This is a genomic window from Treponema sp., assembly GCF_045641405.1.
Classification (GTDB): Bacteria; Spirochaetota; Spirochaetia; order Treponematales; family Treponemataceae; genus Treponema_D.
Genome location: NZ_JAZUGX010000012.1, coordinates 1 through 17,337, shown reverse-complemented (window position 1 = coordinate 17,337; position 17,337 = coordinate 1). Strand labels below are relative to the sequence as shown.

Annotated in this window: 9 protein-coding genes; 3 read left to right on the top strand and 6 right to left on the bottom strand. The window is 38.8% G+C overall.

Going from position 1 to position 17,337, the window contains the following annotated elements; translation table 11 throughout:
• Nucleotides 1-85: 85 nt before the first annotated feature.
• The 3 genes from ACKI39_RS02380 to ACKI39_RS02370 form a co-directional block, all read right to left on the bottom strand.
• Nucleotides 86-6,958, bottom strand: coding sequence for a hypothetical protein (locus ACKI39_RS02380; RefSeq protein WP_407397294.1), 6,873 nt, complete (start codon nt 6,956-6,958; stop codon nt 86-88).
• A gap of 195 nt (nt 6,959-7,153) precedes the next feature.
• The gene (gene xylB / locus ACKI39_RS02375) at nt 7,154-8,638 is read right to left on the bottom strand and encodes a xylulokinase (RefSeq protein ID WP_407397292.1); all 1,485 of its coding nucleotides are present in this window, start codon (nt 8,636-8,638) and stop codon (nt 7,154-7,156) included.
• A gap of 205 nt (nt 8,639-8,843) precedes the next feature.
• On the bottom strand, nt 8,844-9,413 hold the full coding sequence (locus ACKI39_RS02370) for a rod-binding protein (RefSeq protein WP_407397290.1): 570 nt from the start codon (nt 9,411-9,413) through the stop codon (nt 8,844-8,846).
• A 73-nt stretch (nt 9,414-9,486) separates the two neighbouring features.
• Between ACKI39_RS02370 and ACKI39_RS02365 the strand changes: the two genes are divergently transcribed.
• From ACKI39_RS02365 to ACKI39_RS02355, 3 genes are read left to right on the top strand one after another with little or no spacing between them, the layout of a single operon-like run.
• Complete coding sequence (locus ACKI39_RS02365; RefSeq protein ID WP_407397288.1) at nt 9,487-10,881, top strand: MATE family efflux transporter; 1,395 nt, start codon at nt 9,487-9,489, stop codon at nt 10,879-10,881.
• Nucleotides 10,882-10,886: 5 nt separating this feature from the next.
• Nucleotides 10,887-13,565 (top strand): DEAD/DEAH box helicase, encoded by a 2,679-nt coding sequence (locus ACKI39_RS02360; protein WP_407397286.1) that lies wholly within the window; start codon nt 10,887-10,889, stop codon nt 13,563-13,565.
• Nucleotides 13,566-13,568: 3 nt separating this feature from the next.
• Complete coding sequence (locus ACKI39_RS02355) at nt 13,569-14,318, top strand: SWIM zinc finger family protein (protein ID WP_407397284.1); 750 nt, start codon at nt 13,569-13,571, stop codon at nt 14,316-14,318.
• Nucleotides 14,319-14,327: 9 nt separating this feature from the next.
• Here the strand turns inward: ACKI39_RS02355 and ACKI39_RS02350 are convergent, their stop codons facing one another.
• Genes ACKI39_RS02350 through ACKI39_RS02340 form a run of 3 tightly spaced genes read right to left on the bottom strand, consistent with a single transcriptional unit; the run spans nt 14,328 to nt 17,219 of the window.
• Nucleotides 14,328-15,098 (bottom strand): energy-coupling factor transporter transmembrane component T family protein, encoded by a 771-nt coding sequence (locus ACKI39_RS02350; RefSeq protein ID WP_407397282.1) that lies wholly within the window; start codon nt 15,096-15,098, stop codon nt 14,328-14,330.
• Between the two features lies 1 nt (nt 15,099).
• Nucleotides 15,100-16,659: an ABC transporter ATP-binding protein gene (locus ACKI39_RS02345; RefSeq protein WP_407397280.1), complete on the bottom strand. Its 1,560-nt coding sequence runs from the start codon at nt 16,657-16,659 to the stop codon at nt 15,100-15,102.
• Complete coding sequence (locus ACKI39_RS02340; protein WP_407397278.1) at nt 16,656-17,219, bottom strand: tryptophan transporter; 564 nt, start codon at nt 17,217-17,219, stop codon at nt 16,656-16,658. Before ACKI39_RS02340 ends, ACKI39_RS02345 begins: the two co-directional genes overlap by 4 nt.
• Between the last annotated feature and the right edge of the window lie 118 nt (nt 17,220-17,337).

Sequence of the window (17,337 nt, the reverse complement as noted above, 5' to 3'; positions counted from 1 at the left end):
AGTTTACCGTTTTCTTTTAAAAGACTATCTTCTGCGTAAACCATATTAAGCAAAATTCCAATAAAAAAGGCAAAAATACATTTTTTCATCTTTTTTCTCCTACATATATTTTATCCATTATTTTTATATCCGTATGACTGTAGCCAGGATTATAAATTACATTACCATCTTTATCACCTACAGTAAAATGATAAGGATACAATTTCCCTGCCGCGTTAATTTTATAAAAACCAACTCTGTCATTAGTATATATATCGTTTTTCCTTAACTGTCCGTAGGATGTATAAAAAGATTCAACATTCATTTTTTTCATAGCAATTTGTACAAGATGATTTCTATCATTTACAAAAGCATCAGTTGGCCGCACAAGATAATCATATTTGGTTTTCCCATATTTTAATAACATGGAATTAGTTTCTTCCCAAATATCAATCACATCATCACCTGTAAATATATTTCCAGTCATAAGCTGGGGAACAGCAAGAGTTGACATAAAATTACAACCAGACTTCGAAATAATTTTAAGATTTTCTATAATCTCAAAATCTAAGTTAGTAGCATTAACATTATGTTGCCCAAGTAATTTATCCAAAAAAGGATTATCCTTTGTCAACTTAAATAACGATGTAACAGAACCATCGGAATTATTTATTTCAAATCTATATTTATCATACAATTCATGTGCATTTTTAGTTTCATTTCCATGGCTGGTGACCAGATCATTAAACTTTCCAAGAAGTACTTCAGGAATTGCATAATCAGATGGAGCTTTATTGAATCCAAGATCTACACCATATTTTTGCGCAAGCACAAGGTCTGCTGTATTATTATATCGCCAGCTAAAGATTTCATCATTAACTTTTTTTCCGGAAGCCTCCATAAAATCATACATATTAAGTTTATGCCCCTTATAATCAGTAGGCCAAGAATAATTTTTGAAATCACCCTTGGGATTTAACGGCTTCAGTCCAGAATCAATCATCAATTTTTGTGCCGCGAGAATCTGTTCATCGGAAAAAAGGCAATACGGTAGATTGCTTGAATTGTTAATAATATTTAAAAGCCCAGTTTCTATTCCTTTTGCGCCCAATGTTTTTTCAGTAATGTATTTTGTATGAGTACCATCACTATTAATGTAATATCCATTTTCATCAACAAGGTATCCCTGTCCATCATTTATAATCTGCCCTCCCCATGTCATACGCCAGAAATCTTCTGAGGTATCATAATTCTGATATACATATCTGGCATATTCCATAAGATCTTTATTATTATTTAATATAGATAGTGCATTTATATCATTCAATAAAATTTCATTTGAAGAAATATATTTTGCAACATCATTCCGATAAAGAGAATCATTTGCCAGAGATTCCACAAAAGCACTATGACTTGCGACACTGAGTATTGTTTCAGCAATCTGACCAAGTTCCCCATCTCTTAAACCATTTCTTTCGGCTTCATGCTGCAAGACAATACCCAAAGCCATATAGCTTTCATCATCCAGTTCATTGCCAAGCATAATTATTTTTTTCCCATTTTCCAGGACGGATTTTGCTACATACTCTTCTTGTACTCCATCATTTCTCATAAGCACAGTATTGTTGTCAAGAATATCTTCAAGCTGTTTTCTTGCATTTTCATTTCCAAAACCATAATCCAATCTTAAGGCAGATGCGATTGTTTCATTGCCAGCAGAATACCTTTCAATTCTATTGTTTTTTTCAATATTTTTTAGCCCTTCAATCGAACTCATGATTCTGTTAATGCTGAAATTCTTTCCATTCATGCCGATATGACTTTTAATTCCATCATTACCAATTTCAACTTCCCAAAGACCTGTTCCTTTCAACGAAGCAATATTCAATGTAGTTTCACCATTATAGACAAGCTCAAACAGAGATGATGCACTGTCTCCAATAAAAGAATCAAAATTGCCTATATCAGATACATTGCTTGTACTATACCCTCTTACTTTTATTGCATTCATTCCTAAATTCAATTCATCGAGACCCGATGAAACAGAACCAGATGTCATGCTTGATAGGATTTTTCCATAGCTTTCTTTATCCAATATAGAATCCTTTGCCCTAAATATGTTTCCATCATTCATTATCAAAGCATTTGCTGCAATTCCAAATGTAGTTTTACCGCCTTCAAACATGGTCTTCGCTCCAATTCGTCCACCTGCAGAACCAATTTTAGAAATCTTATCTCCAATTCCTGCTGTTGCTATTCCAACAGCATTGGATACCGCAGAAGCTGCAAGAGACTTCCCTACTTCATAAGGAGTTTTATATCCACCAGCAACATCCATTCCTGCAAAAGCAGTTTCATTGGATAAAGTTATTGCACTGGATAATGCGGCTGCAGTATAAACAGAAGCTCCTGCAGAAAGCACTCCACATGAAACGGCAGATGCGGCCACTGCAGCAGCAATTGTTGAAGTGGTTCTCAAGGTAGGTGCCCAGGACGCATCGAATATTTTCTGATCCCATGCAGGCTTTTCAAATTCTGCCCATGCAGCGTTGGCTTCAAGATTATTCCATTGTAAATCCATCAAGATTAAGGTGATTTCTCCTTTATTATTGAATGTAAAACTATTTTCTTTTCTATCCCTGCGGATATCCACATTGGATTTTAATACAGGAACATCACCCAAATGCCTAGTGAAACATCCATCTTCATTCTCTGATCCAAAGACCTGTTTTTCCCACATAGAATATTCGTTTGAAGCCTTTGTCATTAAATCCTTAATGGCTTCATCACACAATCCATTGAGTCCAGAAAGATTGATGCTGTAATCAACTGGATCTATATAAAAATCCTTATACATATGAATACTTTGATTTTGATATAGCACCTTGAATAAAGTACAGCCATCAGTTACCTTTCTTTCTATTTCATTCCCATTGACAGAATATCCGTTGTTGCGGACAAGCTCTATCTCCCATTCTTTTTGAGCTCTGTTCAATTCCTTTATCTTGGCAATTCCTTCATTTTTTTTGTTTTCAATAACTTCAAATGCTTTATAGGCAGCCTGTTTTGATGCAAGTTTTTTTTGCTCAGAAAGAATTTCATTCTTAATTTCATCAACCTTTATCAGATCATCATCAGCAATATGATTAACATTGAAGCTTCCTCTAATAAAATCCCCACCATGCAGTGATTCAAGTATTAGAGAAATGCGTTCACTGCTTTCTTCTAATGAATACCCTTCGTAAAATGCATTAGCCCATGAACTTTCAACTGCAATATCGAATGCCTTTAGGGTTTGTTCCAAATAATTCCTTGAAATGTATTTCTGTCGATCAGATAAAAATGTATTATAGTTATAGTTCCACTCCTCTCTTTTAGCATTACATTCATTTTCAAAATTCAAAATCCATGTGTTATATTCCTGATTGATTTTCTCCTCTGCTTTTTTCCAATGATCCAAGGAATATTCTTCTATGCTACATATCTCTCTATACCTTTCTGACAGATTTTTTTCCAGCGCAAGAACCGTCTCATTAAGTTCATTTGCGTAATTTTCATACTGACTGGCAGAGCTTCTATTGCCAGCATAGAAATTTATTGAATTAACAGATTCGAGAAAATCATCCCAAAAGTATTCCATAGGACCATTTAGATTTATTTTACGAATAGCACCCAAACCTAAGGCTTCATACATATCCATAAGTGAAAACAATATGCTTTCTTCTGAATTTACAGCGCAAAGCACATCATCATATGCAGTACCTCTTTCTTTTTCAATCAAACTTTTAACATATGATAAAGCGGCTACGACATCATCAAATATATTTGTTTCGGTGTAATACTCAATTATTGAATGAATTTCATTATCATCGATTCCATAGGTTTGAGCCGCTACCCTTGTTAAAACCTTTGAAAAATCATCCACATTAAATTTTCCATTAACAATGTCATCCTCATTGTAAAGCAGTCTATTAAGCTGGATGTTTTCATTTTTTTCCTTATTTACTTGTGCAACGTATTTAGAATTTGCCGACATAAGCTTTTGCTTTACATCCATCATGTTATTGTAAATCTGGTCTCTAAGATCATCCACTTCTTCCATACAGGCTTCTGCAAGCTTACCGTCACTGTCCATTATTCGATTTCCAAAAAAACCTGGAAAAAAACTATGATCATCCATTTTATCTTCATATTTGTCAGAAAGCTTTTTAAAGGCAGTATACTGGAGCGCATAGGTTTCCACCCGTTCGATGTTATGTCCGATCAAACTGTTGGAATCTCTGTATAGAATACATCTTGCAACATCTTGCTTCCAACCAGACCTTCCTTGTATCCGACCAATGGCTTCTTCCATTGTCTCTCTACGATAGGCGTTATAAAGTCCAATAGAACCAAGCTCATCACTTGGATCTACATACAAAACATATTTACTATTGTTTCGATTTAATGGATTAAGGTTCTGTCCATCAACATCATCAAGATAGCCATTGGAACTTATATAATACAATGCTGTCAATGCAACATCCTCAAAATATTTCCAGTCAGACATCATTCTGTTGGTCCATTCCACAAGATCAACTTCAGCTGAAGTGTAAGACTCAGTTTCTGAGAATCTGTTTTCCTTAAGCCGATTTGAAATGCTAAAAAATTCTTCGTAATATCCATCATCCTGTAAAGGTCCAGAACCACAGGACAGATCAAGATCTATCATATAGTTTCCATGTTCATCCCTGCCAATCTTAACCAATTCCGTCATTGTAGACTCTGGAGATTTTAGGTCAAAGACCAGATCCTTTCGCTTATTTAACGTTTCACATTCTGAAACAAGAATTTTCCTTTGCAAATCCTCAATTTGTTTAATTGTTTCTTCAAAAATATAAGTGCAGGCAATCAAATTTTCTTCTGCTTTTCTTAAAGAATTGATTTTGTTAATGGATGAATCAGATATTGCCATTTTATCTTCTGATTTTTCTTCAATCAACGAAAGATTATCTTTTGCATCCTTAAGTTCTCTTGATGCTTTCATTAAATTCTGCAATGCATCATTTTTTCCAAGATATATACTATTTCCATAATCAACGATTGCCTGGGCTTTCCTTACGTTCAGTCTTAGTTCTTCAAGATGAAGGTTTGCAGCATTCAAATCCTCAACTGCTTTAGAATGTTTCTCATTAAGCTCAGTCAATTCCTTTAATTTGCGACTGACAAATGCAAAATCGGTATTGTTTTCTTCTATATCTTTTACCAATGCATTCTTTTTTTCGAGATAAACAGCATACTCACCCCTGCTGTTTTCATTCAATTCTTCACAGGCAAGATTGAATTCTTCAAGAGCCTGTTTCAGGTTTTGATCAGAAGAAACAGCATTTTCCGTGAGATTTGTAGCACTAAGAGCATAATTATTGACAGCAAGAGCTATCTCGTATTCCTTCTGTTTTTCCTGAAGATGGAATTTTGATTTATTCAGTTCAATGGTAAAAGGATCAAGATAGTCTTCTAAAACTTTACCAGTGCTGGAAAGCATCTGATTTCGCAATGCATTTTCCGTTTCCTTGCAATTTATAATGCCATCAAGAAAATATATGAGATCATTTTCGCTTGACCGAAATTCTTCAATGTCACCTCCATTTTTTTTGATAAAATCATTCAGCTTGCCGTCGACCTGCTTAACTTGAGTCTTTATTTTAGAAACATAGGAGGAATCAATTTTACCAATATCAATTGATCCGTTACTTAAAAAGGATTGGAGTTCATCACAATTTTTAGAAAAACTATATAGTTCCCAATAGTCACAAAGCAGTAAATATTGATTTCGCCAGAGCAACATCCAAGTGTTGCCATAATCTCTGTAGTCTGAGAGCAGATTCCTTACTTTGCCATAAGTCTCCTTTTGAGATGAAAAAATCTCATAAGCTGCAAGGTTTTGTTTTTTTAGAAATTCATCGTATTCCAAAAGTTTTTCACTTACTTCCTGAACATAAATTTCTTCCATGGAAATCATATCAAGCCTTGCAGTTTCAACACGGCTTGAAATTTCTTTTTTCCAGTTTTCTTTTCTTGAAAGGAATTCATTATAGGCGGATTCCCATTTTTCCATACCAGACGAAAAAGAATTCTGGACATTTTCTTCCCAAAGAATTTTACTTTCAAGGAATTTATTTTCCGCTTCTTCCCATGTTAAAAGAGCCTTGTCCATTTCGTTTTCAAACTTATTAACCCAATCATCAGCTTTTATTTTTTCAATTTCTTTTTCATCAACAAAAGGATTCATATCTAGACCGAAAATCAAGCTGTCAATTATCCGATTAGTCTTTTCTTCGGCCTTGTCTGCAAGATCCAATGCGATGCTTGATGCGTGATCAGTTTCAGATAGAACTTTAAGCGATTCTCTGTCAAAAAGTTCATTTAAGACAAGCTTTCTTTCAAAGGAATCAGATAGCTTCTGCACTTCACTCAACCAGGCACTATCATAATCCTTTCCAAAATCCCTTATATAACCATCGACAAGTTCTTTTGCCGCATCATTCCATTCTTTTTTTGCATCTTCAGCTGTAATTGCGGCGCCTCTGTTTTTTTCCTGAAGCCTAGATGAAAGTAGCTCAAGCTCTTTCCTTACGATTACATAAAATTCTGCATATCTATCCTCATTGAGTTTTTGCTGAAGAAATTTTTCATATCTAGCCTCCACTTGAGTACTGAAATATTGAAGAACTTCTTCCCTTGAAATATTTTTTTCTTCTGAAGGAACATAGAATTTTTCCCATTCACAAAGGGCAATCTGAATTCCCTCATTTGCCATATCTCGCCATCTAGAATTTTCCTTAAGTAAATCAGCACGCTCAAGATATTGTTCAAGACGAACTTTTCCTTTACTTATTCCAGAATCCAGTCCAAAATCAATTTGCTGGGAAGCTGCAAAAGTGTAAGAATAAACTATATAAAACAAAAAAATAAATGGCTTGAAAATGTTTTTATTCATGCCTCAAAAGTAAGAAAATAATTAGCCTTAGTCCACAAAAAAAAGGAACTGAAGTAAAAAAAATAAAAAAAACCTGTCAGTCTTATGTTAAAAACTAACAGGTTTTATAAGAAAGTATTCATTCATTCCCCATTTTGAGGAACGCATCTTGTTGACCTATGAAAAACAATTCATGGCAAGCAAAAATTCAATCGATTACTTATACAAAGGTGAAAGCTGTTCAACAAGCTTTGTGTATTCCTTGTATGCCTCATTGTATTTTGCAACATTTTCAGCGATTGGATCTGCGTTCTTTGATTCGTCAAGCTTGATGTGTTCTGCACAGAGGGCCGCAATGTCAGACTTTCCATTCATGCTCTGAAGGCACCACAAAGCCTGAACTGCTCCACCAAGAGCTGCAGCTTCATCAAGAGCAGGAACACGGATTGGAAGATTCATGACATCTGCTGCAATCTGACGCCAGAGTGCTGACTTTGAACCACCACCAATAAGACGGATTTCCTTTGGCTGAAAACCAAGCTTGCGGAATGCATCAAGACCACCGCGCATTGCAAACACAGAAGATTCCATTGCGGCACGGCAGATGTTTTCGCGGCTTGTATTAGCTGTTGTCATGCCAGTGATGCTTGCACGACCGTTTGGAAGGTTTGGAGTTCTTTCACCGTTGAAGAATGGAATTACAAGAACTCCTTCTGATCCGCATGGAGCCTTAGATGCAACTCCATCAAGTTCCTTTACTTCAAGTCCGAAAAGACCACGGATGAATTCTGTAGAAACTGTACAGTTCATTGTACAAAGAAGTGGAAGCCATCCGCCTGTAGAAGAACAGAAACCAGAAAGACCGTTTGCAGGGTCAGCGATCGGCTTGTCTGAATATCCATAAAGTGTACCAGATGTACCCATAGACATTGTAAGGAAGCCGTCTGCAACAGTACCTGTACCGACAGCACCCATCATGTTGTCTCCACCACCAGCAGAAACTGGAATGCCTTCTGGAATGCCATAAGCCTTTGCAGCTTCAGCAGAAACTTTTCCTGCAGCTTCATGTGCTTTAATGAGCTTTGGAAGCTTGTCCATCAATGAAGGATCGATGATGTCGCAGATTTTCTTTGACCAGTAGCGGTTCTTTGAATCGAACAATGCTGTTCCAGATGAATCACCGTATTCCATTACGTATTCACCAGTAAGCTTCCAGTTAAGATAATCGTGTGGAAGCATGATGTATGTGAGTGCCTTGAATACATCAGGCTTATTTCTCTTAAGCCAGAGGATCTTTGGAGCTGTAAAACCTGTAAGCATAAGGTTTCCAAGGGCATCTACTACGGCAGCATCGCCACCTGCAGCTTCTGTAATAATCTTGCATTCTTCTGCTGTTGATGTATCGCACCAAAGCTTGATGTTATACAAAGGCTTTCCATCCTTATCAAGAGGAACAAAACCGTGCTGCTGTCCAGAAACACCGATAGCTTCGATTGTCTTTTTGTTTTCTGCAGAAAGCTTTCCGAAACAAACTTCAAGTCCCTTGTCGAACCATTCAGTTGTCTGCTCGCGGGTTCCGTCTGCTTCTGAAATCAAATCCATTGGGCACGAAGCCTTTTCAATGATTTCCTTTTTTTCGTAATCATAGATTACGACTTTCATACTCTGTGTTCCAAGGTCGATACCAGCAACAGTTTTCATAGAATTCCTCCAAAATGGAAATATATATAGTAGAAATTTAATATTTAGATTATATACCCTAAACCACAGAATGGCAACCGGTTGCCAAAATAAATAAAAAAACTAAGCATCCGTTATTCCCCCAACAACGGGGACAGACCCCTAAAAACAGTAAAACCTGATGCATTCTGCACCAGGTTTTTAATCGGCGAAAAAAAGGCAAAAATTACTTTCTCTGACCAGAAAGTTCGATGTAGATCTGATCTGCAAGACCAAAAGAAGAATTCTTTGTCATTGCTTCTGCCATGTTGTCATACATCATGTCGTCGTACATCTTGCGGGCGTATTCATTGTTTTCACCTGAAAGACTTGTATGCTGTATGGTATTCCTCATGCTTGAAAGCATCATTTTTACCATATAATTTTCCATTTCCATGGACTGTGCATAAAGATCGGAAGTCTTGTCGATCGTAGGAGTTTTTCCGTTAGATCCCTTTACATTTGCCGCAAGACCTTTAGGAGCAGCATTCTTGTCAGCTTCGCTTGTAAATGCTCCGTAGAATCCCTGTGTATAATCGCCATTCAACCTGTGATTTTTAGCAATCTGGCTTGAAGAAACACCAGAAACAGTATTTCCCTTCTTTTCGGCAAGTCCCATGGCAGTATTTCGCTGCATTTCCTTAACCAATTCTGAAAATTTCACTGCTTCTTTCTGAAGGTTTGAAGAATCCCTTGCTGCAGTTGCATCACCAAGAGTTCCTGTAACAGCCATTCCTGAAATACCCTTTACGCCCATAAATATACCACCTTATGTAAAATTTTCGGCAAACCTGATGAATTTCTTAGAAAAATTTGTTAAACTTTGCGACATGTCAGAAAATTCAGCAGAAAATCCATTGGGATATGAAAAAATTTCAGTACTCTTAAGAAAATTCGCAGTTCCAGGCATCATAGCAATGCTTGTAAACTCCATATATAACATTGTAGACCAGATTTTCATCGGACAAGGCGTCGGATATCTTGGAAACGCTGCAACAAACGTTGCTTTTCCAGTTACAGTAATTGCAGTTGCCGTTTTTCTTTCTCTTGGAGTCGGTGGCGCAACACGATACTCCATTTATCTTGGTGAAAAAAGAACTGAAGATGCAGCAAAAGTTGTAGGAATTGCCGTTACCGCAGCCGTTGCTTTCGGAATCTTCTATGCAGCCGTTGTTTTCATTTTCCTTAAGCAGATGCTTTATGCCTTTGGCGCAACAGATGAAATCTTCAAATACGCATACCAGTACACAAGCATCACCAACATTGGACTTCCTTTCATCGTTGTCATGAATGTAATCAGCCACATTGCCATGGCAGACGGTTCTCCAAAATATTCCATGATATGCATGGTAACTGGCGGAATAATCAATACAATCCTTGATCCAATCTTTATCTTTGTATTCCACCTTGGAGTTGCAGGTGCTGCATGGGCTACAGTCATTGCACAGATAATTTCCTTTGCAATCTGCGTTGCATACCTGAAACGCTTTAAACGCGTAACACTTAAAAAAGAATATTTCAGACTGAACCTGAAGCAGACTCTGGTCACCATCAAATACGGAATGTCTCAGGGCCTTACACAGTGCGCCATGTGCCTTGTAATGGTCTGCATGAACAGAACCATGGTTCACTACGGCGCCCTTTCCATCTACGGAGCTGAAATTCCTTTGGCATCAAGCGGAATCGTAATGAAGGTAAATGCCATCGTCATTGCTGTCCTCATCGGAATCAGCCAGGGAATGCAGCCAATCATCGGTTTCAATTACGGAGCAAGGCAATACGACCGTGTAAAGAAAACTTATTTCCTTGCCATAGAATGCGAACTTGCAATCACAATCCTTGCAGTAATCTGCTTTCAGCTATTCCCAGAATACATACTTTCCATATTCGGTAAGGAAGACGGGCTCTACGTGGAATTCTCGGTAAAGTTCATGAAGTGTTTCCTCTGTGCCCTTCCGCTAGGTGCAGTCCAGATGCTTTCGTCAAACCTATTTGCTTCCATCGGCAAATCCGTAAAGGGTGCACTACTTTCTTTGACAAGACAGGTAATCTTCTTTATCCCGATTCTTTTTGTCCTTCCAATGATCTATGGAATCAATGGACTTTTCTGGGTTGGACCAACAGCTGATGTACTTGCCTTCGTTACTGCCATTGCCTGTGTCATCCATGAATTCAGGCATTCAGATTTAAGCGGAAAAAAAATTACACCATCATTTAACGCTTAAAACAAATGCAGGCAATTTTCACTCAGAATGATTTCTACATTGAACTGAACGCCTTTGATCCAGATTCTGATGTGGAGATCAAGAACAAATTTGACTCAAATAAATTCAAAGCCCTCTATGATTTAGGATGGACAGAACGGCCACTGGATTCAGACTGCTCATATATTTTCCTCTGGCAGATTTCCGATGTATTTTTAAAGGCATTAAGTTCTGCAAGTGAAATTGAATTCCAGCGCGAAAACCTTAAAATGGATTTATCTGCAGAACAGTACCTTTACCTTGCAGAATGCGTACCGTTTTCAGTCGGAAGTGAATTCGTTGATTCAGAATGGCTTGAAGGGGTTGTCAGAAACCTTCTTAAAGTTTTCAAGGCCGAAATAGCAGAATACGACGGAACCGTAGAAAAATATTTTTCAGAAAAAACGCAAAGCCTCCACACGCCAGAACGCATTTTCTTTCATCTTGTGGAAAACAAGGCCAAGACTGAACAGGAGCAGATTGATTTTCCCTTTGCATTCATTGCAACTTATGCTGTCCAGAATCCAGACAAAACAGTAACTCACAAACCGTTGAAGTTTGCCCTGGCAGAATACAAGGACAACAAAGACAAGCTGCTTGCCCTTCTTGCCTGCCTGAACAAAGCTGCAGACGTTTCAAAATTCGTAGACGAAATTGTTGAAAGCGGCGAGATATTTCATACACTTAAACTTACACCACAGGAAACCTACAGTTTTCTAAAGGCAATCCCTGAAATCGAAGCCACAGGAATTCTTTGCCGCATCCCGATCTGGTGGAAGAAAAAGTCCGCCAGCATCAGGCTAAACATAAAACTTGGTGAAAAATCACAGAAGTTCATAGGATTCCAGACAGTACTTTCCGTAAAACCTGAATTTGTACTTGACGGTGAAGTAATTACAGTTGAAGAAGTTGAAAGCCTCCTGGAAATGACAGAAGGACTTGCCCTCCTTAAAGGCAAATGGGTTGAGGTAAACAAGGACAAGCTTGCTGCCCTTCTTGCAGAATTCCAGCGCATAATGGAAAGCGACCAGAAAATTTCACTCCTTGATGCCCTCCACGGAAACATTTTTGACAAGGACAAAAAACAAAAAGACGAGGAATCAGAAGAACGAAAAGAAGTAAATGTTGATGGCGACATAATCATTACCAACGGAGACTGGCTAAAGACATTCCTGAGCAACATGAGGGCCGCCGCAACAAATGAAGACATTGAAGTCCCTGAGAATGTAAATGCAACATTGAGGCCATACCAGAAAGCAGGATACAGTTGGCTTGCAGGCATGTACAGATACGGTTTCGGAGCCTGTCTTGCAGACGACATGGGCCTTGGAAAAACTTTGCAGACCCTTACCTTCATGGAATCAATCCGTAGCGGCAAAGGCGGATCAAAGAAAAAAATCCTTTTGATTGTACCTGCTTCTTTGATCGGCAACTGGCAGGCTGAATCAAAAAAATTTACACCGCTCATAACAATAAAAGTACTCCACGGAAAACCTGCGGCAAAGCTGCAGGCGGAAGCTGTTAGCGATTTGCAATTTCTCAACATTACAACATACGGAATGGCAACAAAAATTCCAGCCCTTCAGATGGTAAACTGGGACTGTATAATTTTGGATGAGGCACAGGCAATCAAAAATCCAGCCTCCAAGCAGACCCAAATCATCAAGAAAATTCCTGCCGAAAAAAAGATTGCAATGACCGGTACGCCAATTGAAAACAACCTGACAAACCTATGGTCAATCTTTGATTTTGCAAACAAAGGCCTTCTTGGTTCTTCCTCTGAATTCAAAAAATTCCAGACGGAGCTCAACGAAAATCCAGAAAAGAACACAAAACTCCGAGCCATGATTGCGCCGTTCTTTTTGCGCCGATTAAAGACAGACAAGAGAATCATTTCCGATCTTCCAGAAAAAATCGAGACAACGGACTACATTACCCTCAACAAAAAACAAAAAACTTTATATACAAAAGCTGTTGATGATTTTACCAAACGTCTTGAAAAAATCGGAGATGAAGAAGACCGAGATCCTGTTAAAAGAAATGGCCTCATGTTCGAAGTTCTTATCCGTCTTAAGCAGATCTGCAACCATCCAGACCAGTATCTGGGACAGGAAGAATTTGCACCAAGTGGCAGCGGCAAATTTGAAATGATACAGGAAATCTGCGAAACCATTTACGAAAAGCGCGAAAGAGTTCTTGTATTTACTCAGTTCAAGGAAATGATAGAGCCTCTCGAAAAATTCCTTGAAGGTATTTTCCACGCAAAAGGTTTAACCATTGACGGAAGTACAAAGGCAACTACCAGAACAGAATATGTTCAGAAATTCAACGGTGATGAATACATTCCATTCATGGTACTGTCGCTTAAAGCCGCTGGAGTTGGACTTAATCTTGTAAAGGCAAACCATGTAATTCACTTTGACCGCTGGTGGAATCCAGCCATAGAAGCACAGGCAACAGACAGAGCATTCCGCATCGGGCAGAAGAAAAACGTATTCGTGCACAAATTTGTCTGCAAGGACACTATCGAAGAAAAGATCAACGAAATGCTCATATCAAAGACACGGCTTGCAAAAAGCGTAATCGGCGGAATCGGAGACACGGGAGAAAACCTCCTTACAAAAATGTCCGACCACGAACTCATTGAAGCCTTGAGGATGGAATAGTTTATGGCATACTATGATGATTACGAATACGATTATGAAAGATACAATTTCAACAAGCCAAAATACGAAAGCGTGGCAGATAGAAAAAACAAGGCTGAAGAATATGTAAAAAAAATGGCTGCAAAGGGAATTGTCTTTAATCCCGTTGTAATTGCCGGAAACAAGATTGCGGAAAAATGGTGGGGCCTCATGTGGTGCAAAAACCTTGAACGCTACTCTGACTACGCAAACCGCCTTCCACGCGGGAAAAGCTACTGCAAGAATGGAAACGTAATAGACCTTAAGATTGAAGCGGGAAAAATCCAGGCCCTTGTAATGGGTACTGCAAAAAAGCCTTATATTCTTGAAATTGAAATCGATCCGATCAACGAAGTAAAGGCTGTGGACATATCATGGCAGTGTTCCAAAAAAATTCACAATGTAGAAAGCCTTGTAAAGGGAGAATTTCCACCTGAAATGGAAGACCTTTTCTTTCAGGAAGACGGACTTTTTCCATCACCAAAGGAAATTCATTTTTTCTGCATGTGCCCAGACAGCGCCAAGATGTGCAAGCATGTTGCTTCGGTTTTATATGCTGTAGGAGCAAAACTTGACGACGATCCCCTCCTCTTTTTTAAGCTTAGGGGAATCGACATGAACAGCCTTGTTGCAAAAGCCATAGACAACAGGCTGGAAAATCTTCTGGCAAATGCAGAAAACATCACTTCACGCGTCTATGACGATGCCGATGTTGAAAATCTCTTTGGGCTTTAATCGTTAATTTCAGTGAAGCACAACCTCAAAAATTGTTCCGCCAAGGAGAACAATGCTAAAAAGATAGCAGAGGATGTCACGGGCCTTGTATCCGTAATTCTTAAGACAGCTGCCATTCTTTCTGAATTTGAATCCGCGCAAATCTGCGGCAATGGCAAGGCTCTGGGTTTTTCGTACGGAAGAGACAAGCAAAGGTGCACACAATGGAAGGATCAATGCAACTTTCTTGAAGGGATTTTTTGTATCAAGCTCGATTCCACGGGAAGTCTGAGCTTCCATGATTCCGGCCATTTCAGATGCAAAAACCGGAATGAAGCGGATTGCCGTAGTCATGGTAAAGGCATACTTGAACGGAATGTGAAGCTTTTCAACAAGGGAATTTGAAAGGTCACCAAGTTTTGTAACGCTGAGCATAAGAGCCAAAGGAAGCGTTGCACAGCTCAGGCGCATTACAAGGCGGAAGGCATTCATCACGCCGTTGTCGGTAATCTTGATGAACTTGTATTCATAAATCACATTTCCAGACCTGATGCAAAGAACCTGAAGGATGAAAAGAAAAATTGAAATCTTTATGAGTCCTTTAAGCAAAGTAAAAGTTCTGGTGTAGATTCCGCACATGAGGCCTATGACAACATCAAGCACAAGAAGCCCCATGAGAATATAAACATTGCTTGAAACAAAACAGCTGATACAGATTGCAAAAGCAAAAAACAATTTTGTAATTGGATTCATCCTGTGGAATATTGAATCACCGGAAATATAATCTAACAATCCCTTCATTTTATTCTCCGTCAAACTGTTTTAAACCCAAAGAATTTTCTTCCATGATTGGAACAAGATCCTTTGGATATCCATCGGCAACGATAGATCCCTTTGCAACTACAACCATGCGCTTTGCAAAATCACGAACAAGTTCCATGTCGTGGCAAACCATGATTACAGTAGTACCCTTTTCATTGAGTTCCTTAACTGCATTCATAAGGTCCATGCATTCCTTGTAATCAAGGCCGGTCGTAGGCTCATCAAGAATCATCACTTCAGGCTGAACTGCAATGATGGAAGCCAATGCAAGCTGCTGACGCTGTCCGCGGCTCAAGGCAAAAGGTGCCATGGCAGGATCAAATCCAAAGCGCTCAACAATTTCCTTTGCCCTCTTTTCGACATCAGACATTTTAAGGGCCTTTAGTCCAAAGGCAATTTCATCCTGGATCGTATAGCAGCAAAGCTGTCTGTCAGGATTCTGGAAAAGGAAACCGATGTGGCGTGCAAGGATGCTGTTCTTTGTCTTTTTGCTTTCAAGACCACAGATTTTAATGCTTCCACTGCCAGGCTTAAGGATTCCGCCTATGAGTTTGCTCAAGGTAGATTTTCCAGATCCGTTTTCACCGGTCAAAGCAAGGAAGTCACCTTTGTAAACCTTGAAATCAATGTCCTTGATGAGATAGTTTACATCGTAGCCAAAAGACATTTTTTCAACTTCAACAATCGGTTCTGCTTCAGTTGAATATTTTGTGTATTCCACTTTTTCTGAAGATGAAACTTTTGTATCGGCACCGTCAATTTTCTTTTTTGAATCAGCAACAATCTGGTCAAGGATTTTGCCGACGCGCTCATGGTTCAGCCCAAGATCGGCAAGTTCATCACGATGGGAAAGAACTTCTTCTACAGTTCCGTGGAATGTAAGTTCACCGTGCTTCAATACGGCAAGTTTTTTTGCATACTCGCAAAGAAGGCGGATTTTCTGTTCTATAACGATAACCGTAAGTCCGTACTTTTCATTGAGTTCCCTAATGATGCGGAAAATATTTCGGCTTGCTGCAGGATCAAGTTCTCCCGTAGGCTCGTCAAGGACAAGGATTTTTGGGCGCAGGGCAAGAATAGCGGCAATTGCAACCTTCTGTTTTTGTCCTCCGCTCAAACTTGAAATGTCACGCTCACGCAGGAATTCTATGTTCATTTCCTTAAGCACCCACTCAAGGCGTTCATAGATTTCCTGCTTTTCAAAACCAAAGTTTTCCATACCAAAAAGGATTTCATCTTCTACAGTTGCAGAAGTCATCTGGCTGTCAATGTCCTGAAATACCGAACCGATTTCCAGGGCAAGCTGGCATGGATCAGTGTCAAAAACATCCTTGTCATTTACAAGAACTTTTCCGTAATAATCACCCTTGTAGTGATGTGGAATTATTCCGTTGATGGCATAGGATAATGTTGTCTTGCCCGCACCGCTTGAACCGATGATTCCAAGGAATTCACCATCTTCAACTTCCAGATTTATTTTTGAAAGTGCCTTTTCCTTTGCGTCTACGTATGAAAAACTGAGGTTCTGAATCTTGATCATTTCAATGTTGCCTTAAGTGGATAGTAAAGTACCTGTACGATGATTGCGTTGAACAAAGCTGTAAACCCAACGATAGGAACAAATGCTGCAAGAGCGGCAGGATCAGACTTGATTACAACAAGAAGGAATGTTGCATAGATTCCACCGGAAACAACAGTGCTTACAAATGTTGCAACAGCTGGCATGATTTCAACCTTACCGAGCTTTGGCATTGGAACCTTAACAAGAAGGCACATTACAAGAGCACCAAAGAATTCAGAAAGGAAGTTGAGCCATGGAGTTCCAGGGAAGAACTGGCAGATAGCACCTGCAAGAATACCGATAATGATGGCCTCAAATACGCGTGGTCTGATGAGAACAATTGCCATACAGTACATGGCGATGATGAAGTTAGGCTTCATACCAAAGAAGTTTACAAAGCTTCCTACAAAGAATTTAAGTACTGCACCTGCTGCAAGCAAAATTGCGATGAGTACAAGTTCGCGAATAGAAAGGCCTTTCTTTTCTTCACCCTTCATTACTCTCTTTTCTTCATTTTCATTCTGAATTTCTTCTGACATAAATACCTCCGAAACCTTACGTTTCTATTGATAGTAACATCATACATCAGAATTACAACCTTGTCAAATTGTTTCTATCTGTAGAAACAGAATAATTCATAATTCATAATTCATAATT

Bases quoted from the DNA above. Each gene is read 5' to 3' on its own strand.
- ACKI39_RS02360 (WP_407397286.1), top strand. From the start codon at position 10,887: ATGCAGGCAATTTTCACTCAGAATGATTTCTACATTGAACTGAACGCC.
- ACKI39_RS02365 (WP_407397288.1), top strand. From the start codon at position 9,487: ATGTCAGAAAATTCAGCAGAAAATCCATTGGGATATGAAAAAATTTCA.
- ACKI39_RS02355 (WP_407397284.1), top strand. From the start codon at position 13,569: ATGGCATACTATGATGATTACGAATACGATTATGAAAGATACAATTTC.
- xylB (WP_407397292.1), bottom strand. From the start codon at position 8,638: ATGAAAACTGTTGCTGGTATCGACCTTGGAACACAGAGTATGAAAGTC.
- ACKI39_RS02340 (WP_407397278.1), bottom strand. From the start codon at position 17,219: ATGTCAGAAGAAATTCAGAATGAAAATGAAGAAAAGAGAGTAATGAAG.
- ACKI39_RS02380 (WP_407397294.1), bottom strand. From the start codon at position 6,958: ATGAATAAAAACATTTTCAAGCCATTTATTTTTTTGTTTTATATAGTT.
- ACKI39_RS02350 (WP_407397282.1), bottom strand. From the start codon at position 15,098: ATGAAGGGATTGTTAGATTATATTTCCGGTGATTCAATATTCCACAGG.
- ACKI39_RS02370 (WP_407397290.1), bottom strand. From the start codon at position 9,413: ATGGGCGTAAAGGGTATTTCAGGAATGGCTGTTACAGGAACTCTTGGT.
- ACKI39_RS02345 (WP_407397280.1), bottom strand. From the start codon at position 16,659: ATGATCAAGATTCAGAACCTCAGTTTTTCATACGTAGACGCAAAGGAA.